A 5,938-nucleotide genomic window follows, 5' to 3' on the forward strand; every position below is an offset into this window, starting at 1 on the left:
GCTTGAGTGTCGTGGTGACCCGTTTCATGGGGACTATTGTATGTACTATTTCTGTTGCTGAATAAATTCAGCCTGTGCGCTTATATCCCCCGGTTAGGAACCGGGGGCTTTACGCTGCTTTTCGTAAAGCCAGATGGGTCTGACTGAGGCCATACCCAAATCCAAGGAAAGAAGGCATCAGAAAAAAGGGATCCCGACCGCAGGCTAGGATCCCTATTGAGTATTGTTGAGATTTATCCTACAAGAATTGGACTGCGAGGTTCAGGCTCTAGTGCAAGTAGGTATAGGCCCGCAGGTTGTCTTCAAAGTGCCGTTGCAAAGAACGAGCCTCCGATAGGCTAATCTGCCCCTGCTGCAGAGCGGCTTCGGTGGCATGGTGGAGGGTTTCTGCCAGATCTTCACTGTTGTACTGCACCCAACTCAGCACCTCGCTGATCGTGTCCCCCTTGATCACCTGAGAGACCCGGTAGCCACCAGGACGGGAGCGGATATGCACAGCGTTGGTATCCCCAAACAGGTTGTGCAAATCCCCCAAGATCTCTTGGTAAGCCCCCCCCAGGAAGACCCCCAACAGGTAGGGCTCCCCATCCGGGTCGTGTAAAGGTAAGACAGAAGTGATTTGTCCATCATCGCCGAAAAAGCGGTTGATCTTGCCGTCACTGTCGCAGGTGAGATCCGCCAAGGTGGCCCACTGGCGCGGCTCCTGATCGAGGCGGTGAATCGGCATGATCGGGAACACCTGATCGATGGCCCAGCTGTCCGGCAAAGATTGGAACAGGGAGAAATTGCCGTAGTAAATGCTGGCCAACATCTCGTCGAGATCCAGCAGATCAACCGAGACGGGATGCCCTGCCTGGTGTTGCTCGTAGGCCAAGGTGCAAATTTTATCGGAGCAGTTCCAAAACAGCCGTTCCACTTGGGCCCGCTCCTGCAAACTCAGGGATCCCTCCGTGAACTGGCGTAGGGCAGCATCCTTCAGTTCCTGGCAGCGGCGATAATCGGCGGTCAGGCTGTCGGGCTGGATCTCGTAGTAGAGCTGGTTGAGCTTTTGGATCACCTCTGCATCAGAGGTCAACTGGGTTGGCATCGGGTAGGGACTGGCAGCATTGATATCCTGCACATCAAAAACCAAAACCGACTGATGGGACATCAAAGCCCGTCCGCTTTCGGTGACCAAAATCGGCGGCTGGATCCCGTGGGGCTCCAGGGTGGTTAACACCGTCTGCACCACCGTCGCGGCGTAGTCTTCCAGGCTGTAGCTTTGGGAGGAGTGGTTGGTGGACTGGGATCCGTCGTAATCAATGCCCAAGCCGCCGCCAATATCCAGGTAACCCATCGGGGCACCCAGTTTAACCAGTTCAATGTAAATCTGGCTGGCTTCTCGTACAGCCCGCCCATGGACGCTCACCATTGAGATCTGGGAACCGATGTGGTAATGCAGCAGCCGCAGGCAATGCAGCTTACCCGCCTTCCGCAAGCGCTCCACCACCTGCAAAATATCCGTAGCTGTCAAGCCGAACTTAGCCCGATCCCCAGCAGAAGTGCCCCAGCGCCCGATCCCTTGCGCCGACAGCTTGGCCCGTACCCCCAAGATGGGATCAATCCCCAACTTGTCGGCAGCCTCCAACACCAACTCCAGCTCCTGCAGCCGCTCTAGGACAATAATCGGCGTACGTCCCAACCGCTGGGCCAATAGGGCCGTTTCAATAAAGTCACGGTCTTTGTAGCCATTGCAAACCAGCAGCGCCTCAGGGGTATCCAAAAGCGCCAGGGCAATCAACAGTTCCGGCTTGGATCCCGCCTCTAGGCCAAAGTGATAAGCCCGCCCATGATTTACCACTTCCTCGACGAGGTGGCGCTGCTGATTCACCTTAACGGGATAGACCCCTCGATAGACGTTCGGGTAGCCAAAGCGCTCAATCGCCTGTTGAAAGCTGCCACAAATACGCCCAATCCGATCCGCCACAATTTCCGGGAACCGGATCAGTAGCGGCAACTGCAAACCGCGTGCCACCAAATCTGTAACAAGCTGATACAGGTCAATACCCGGTTCCTGCTGTTGCATCCCTTGTGGGGTGACCTCCACGTGACCAGCAGCATTGATACGAAAGTAGGGATCCCCCCAACCTGAGATGCGATAGAGCTTTTCGCTGTCTCGCAGTGTCCAGGGAGAACGAGTCAAAGTCGGCATAGTAGTCCCCCAGATACCGAGATGTGAACAGCGCAGGATTTCTGCACAGAATCTACAATCTATTGCCTTTTTCTGGAATATGTCAAGATTTTCCCTGAGAACGACTGCTTAGGCTCAAAACTGGCAAAGCCTTACTGGACAAGGAATTGGCTTAGGGATCCCCGTCCACTTACCTGATCCTTTAACTTTCCCAAGCTCACTAATGCTCTGTTTTGCTTTGATTTACTCGTTAATGCTCTATTTTCCGTGTTGATGCCAGAAGATTGATTTGGATTCTGACTTTCACCCAAAACCGCAGCGTATGGCAGGAAGATCTGAAGGATGTAGAGGAGGTTTAGAGCCACAGTGATTTCCATCTAGCTCACAGAGGAAAGTTAACCGGCACTTAACGTAATGGGCGTAAAGTAACGGAGCAAACTGACATCACTGCCAAAGGAGCCTATGGATGATGCTGAAGTGGATCCTCGTCGCATTCCTGGTATTAGGCCTGGGACTGGGAAGTGGGGTTACCGCCCAAACCCGTGCGGCAAATACCGCCATCAAGGGTGAGCTGATTGACACCCTGACGGATCTGGGTGGGGCAGAGATGCTAGCAGTCGCCAAAGATGGCACCTTCACCGTAGTGGTTGGGGGGAGCACAGTGACCCTGGTCAAGATTGGGGATGACAGCCTTTCTGTGCAGGGCACCTATGAGCTGACAGATGCTTTTCTTCCCAAAAACTCCACTGCCGCTGAGTTCACTGGTGTGGCCATCAGCCCGGATGGAAGCTTTGCCTTGGTTGCCGTGAAAGATGATGACGAGGCCAACCTGAAAACCTTTGATGAAGTACCGGGCAAGGTCTTGGCCTTATCTTTGCCGGATTTAAAGGTCATCGGTCAGGTTGAGGTGGGGCGGGGTCCAGATTCGGTAGCGATTGCCCCCAATGGCCAGTTTGCAGTGGTTGCCAACGAAGATGAGGAAAACGAAGAAGATCTCACCAATCTGGAAAATCGTCCCGGTACCCTCTCCATCATCGACTTGCGTGAGGGTCCGACCCTGATGAGCCAGGTGGAAGTTCCTATCCCCAAAGAAGGGATCCCGTTTTTTGCCCATGATCCGCAACCGGAAACCGTGCGTATCTCTGCCGACAGTTCCTTTATTGTTGCCACCCTACAGGAGAATAACGCCATCGCTCGCGTTGACCTTCCCGCCGAATTACCAACCCCTTTGCGGGCGGATGCCTTTACCGTTACCAATTTCGATGCAGGGATCCGCACTGGCCTGGGGTTGATAGAAGACAAAGTAGGGGAAGGGAAGTGCCGTGCCAGCGCTTACAACCTGGGGGATCGGAAAGAATTTACCTCCGCCCGCGAACCGGATGGCATTGCTATCACACCCGATGGCCGTTATCTGGTGACGGCTGACGAAGACAACCTAACCGCGGTTAACCAGCAAACCCACGCGGGTAAGCCCCTCAGCCCTTACGGTAGCCGCAGCCTGAGTGTCTATGATGCCCAGACGGGAGCCTTTTTGGGAGATAGTGGCAACAGTATCGAAGAAGCCACCATTGCTGCCAAACTACCAATGCGCTGCAACAGAAAAGGCCCGGAACCAGAAGTGGTGAGTGTTGGTGTGGTCCAAGACCGTACCCTGGCCTTTGTGACCCTCGAACGCTCCGATGCCATCACCATTCATGACATCACCGATCCCAAGAATATCCAACTGCTGGATACGGTTGTTCTCAATCCAGACATCGTTGGGCAGGATCGAGCTGCTGAACTGGAGCCGGAAGGGATTGAGTTCATCCCCGAGCGCAATTTGGTGGTGGTCTCAAACCCTGAAAGTGGCAGTCTCAGTCTGGTGCGCATTGTTGCCCAATAAAAGCTGAATAGCTGAAGCTCAGGAATGAGGCTGCAACTCTACCGTTGCCTCAGTGCTACGGGGCTGCACAGCAGGCAAAGCCAAGGGATCCCGGCGGTGTGGCGCCGCAAATTGGGGCAGATGCACTTTCCATCCGGGGGAATCCATTGGCTCCATGTGGTGTAGATGGTAGCTGAGGTGGTAGAGATCCACCCGTAGTTGACGGTTTTCCGCTTGAATAGCAGCAATGCGCTCACGAATCGGTTGAAGGCGGGCTTGAACCTGGCGGCGATACCTTTCCGGCAACTCTTGTATCATCTGCTCTAGCACCTGTTTCTCTTGGTAGAGCTGCTCGATCTCCGCCTCATAGCTGCGAATTTGCTGGTGTTGTTTCTCTTGCCGCAGTTGCATCAGATCCAGTTGGCCTTGCAAAATGCGGTTGCGTTCCCGTTCCGTAGCTAGCGCTTGGGCTTGCTCAGCCATTTTCGGATCCGGCTGAGAGGGTTGAGGTTTGCAGGTCCCCAACTGTTCCTGTAGGTAGGGATCCAGCTGCTTTAGAACTTCGGCAGCGATTTTCTGGACAAGCTCCTCAACACCCTGACCCACGGACTCGGGCCTAGCCTGTATCCGCTCATTCGGTATCAACATTTTCTCAACCCACCCACAGATAGCGCAAAAAGGAGGGGATCCCTTACCCGTAACTCTATCCGACCCATTGGGGTGGGGCAATCGTCAGAGCTTGCTGCACCTGTCTTTGCAGTTCCGATAGAGATCCAGAATTATCCAAGACGACATGAGCCCGCCGGATTTTTTCAGCCAAGGGCCATTGGCTGGCAATGCGTGCCTCGATTTGATCGATTGTCAGGGGATCCCGCTGCGAGAGGCGTTGTCGTTGTTGTTCGGGAGTGCAGGTAACCACCCAAATTTCGTTGACCCAGTCTTCCATGCCTGCCTCAAACAAGAGAGGGATCATCAGACAAACCGTTGGGGATCCCTTGCCGGTCTGTTCCTGCAAAAAAAGCTGTAACTGGGTTTTTACAAACGGGTGAATCTGCTCTTCTAACCACACTCTTTCGGTGGGATCCGCAAAAACAATTTGCCCAAGCCGACCGCGATCCAAATCCCCCGCCTGCGTTTGAATACCGGCTCCATAGCGCTGCAACACCCGTTCTCGGATCGGGGATCCTAGCGCGAGAGCTTGTCGGGCCAACTGATCCGCATCGGCTACTGGGATCCCGTGCTGTTCTAAGATTCGGGCAACGGTGGACTTCCCTGTAGCAATTCCCCCAGTGAGGCCGATGATCCTGGCAGGGGTCGTAGTCATATCCCCCTTTTTGGGATCCCTGTGGGATACAGCTGTAACCCTCTAGGCCCGTTTATCACTGGGCAAAAACTGCCGCTCCAGCACCTTATCCACCAAACCATAGGCTTTGGCTTCAGCTGCGCTCATGTAGAAGTCACGGTCATTGTCGGCTTTGATCTTGTCGTAGGGTTGGCCGGTGCGATCCGCCATGATTTTGTTAATCTGCTCGTCGATGAACAACAGCTCTTTGGCTTGAATCTCAATATCCGTCGCCTGACCTGCCGCTCGTCCAGAACTTTGGTGGGTCATGATGCGGGCATTGGGAAGGGCCATCCGTTTACCCGGAGCCCCAGCACAGAGTAGAAAAGCCGCCATACTGGCCGCCACCCCCATACAGATGGTGCACACATCCGGCTGAATGTACTCCATCGTGTCGTAGATACCCATGCCGGAATAGACGGATCCACCCGGACTGTTGATGCTGGTTGACTGACAAAACTAATCGGTGACATAGCAGTACGTGTGTATTTTGAATTCGATTCGATAGGTACGCTGGTCATGCTGCTTCCGAGACGCCATGGTTGGTTCAGGATCGCGGTTACAG

The 5,938-nt window shown here is 54.2% G+C and carries 4 protein-coding genes and 1 pseudogene; 1 reads left to right on the forward strand and 4 read right to left on the reverse strand.

Annotation, left to right across the window (positions count from 1 at the left end):
* Window positions 1-268 precede the first annotated feature (268 nt).
* Window positions 269-2,191, reverse strand: coding sequence for a biosynthetic arginine decarboxylase (speA, locus tag JX360_RS16895; protein WP_244353301.1), 1,923 nt, complete (start codon window positions 2,189-2,191; stop codon window positions 269-271).
* Between the two features lie 445 nt (window positions 2,192-2,636).
* Here speA and JX360_RS16900 point away from each other — a divergent pair, with 445 nt between their 5' ends.
* A complete protein-coding gene (locus JX360_RS16900; protein WP_244353303.1) occupies window positions 2,637-4,052 on the forward strand; it encodes a choice-of-anchor I domain-containing protein in 1,416 nt (471 codons plus the stop codon).
* 18 nt (window positions 4,053-4,070) lie between these two features.
* On the opposite strand, the gene JX360_RS16905 is transcribed toward JX360_RS16900, so the two are convergent.
* The 3 genes and pseudogenes from JX360_RS16905 to JX360_RS16915 all read right to left on the reverse strand — a co-directional run.
* Window positions 4,071-4,679: a hypothetical protein gene (locus JX360_RS16905; protein ID WP_244353305.1), complete on the reverse strand. Its 609-nt coding sequence runs from the start codon at window positions 4,677-4,679 to the stop codon at window positions 4,071-4,073.
* Window positions 4,680-4,734: 55 nt separating this feature from the next.
* Window positions 4,735-5,355 carry a dephospho-CoA kinase gene (gene coaE / locus JX360_RS16910; protein WP_244353307.1) on the reverse strand — a complete coding sequence of 207 codons (621 nt, stop codon included), beginning with the start codon at window positions 5,353-5,355 and terminating at the stop codon, window positions 4,735-4,737.
* 42 nt (window positions 5,356-5,397) lie between these two features.
* Window positions 5,398-5,814 (reverse strand): annotated as a pseudogene (locus JX360_RS16915) (ATP-dependent Clp protease proteolytic subunit); the annotation flags it as partial.
* Window positions 5,815-5,938 lie beyond the last annotated feature (124 nt).

Source organism: Thermostichus vulcanus str. 'Rupite', assembly GCF_022848905.1.
Taxonomy (GTDB): Bacteria; Cyanobacteriota; Cyanobacteriia; order Thermostichales; family Thermostichaceae; genus Thermostichus; species Thermostichus vulcanus_A.

Coding starts and splice junctions, on each gene's coding strand:
- coaE (WP_244353307.1), bottom strand. CDS start 5,355: ATGACTACGACCCCTGCCAGGATCATCGGCCTCACTGGGGGAATTGCT.
- JX360_RS16905 (WP_244353305.1), bottom strand. CDS start 4,679: ATGTTGATACCGAATGAGCGGATACAGGCTAGGCCCGAGTCCGTGGGT.
- JX360_RS16900 (WP_244353303.1), top strand. CDS start 2,637: ATGATGCTGAAGTGGATCCTCGTCGCATTCCTGGTATTAGGCCTGGGA.
- speA (WP_244353301.1), bottom strand. CDS start 2,191: ATGCCGACTTTGACTCGTTCTCCCTGGACACTGCGAGACAGCGAAAAG.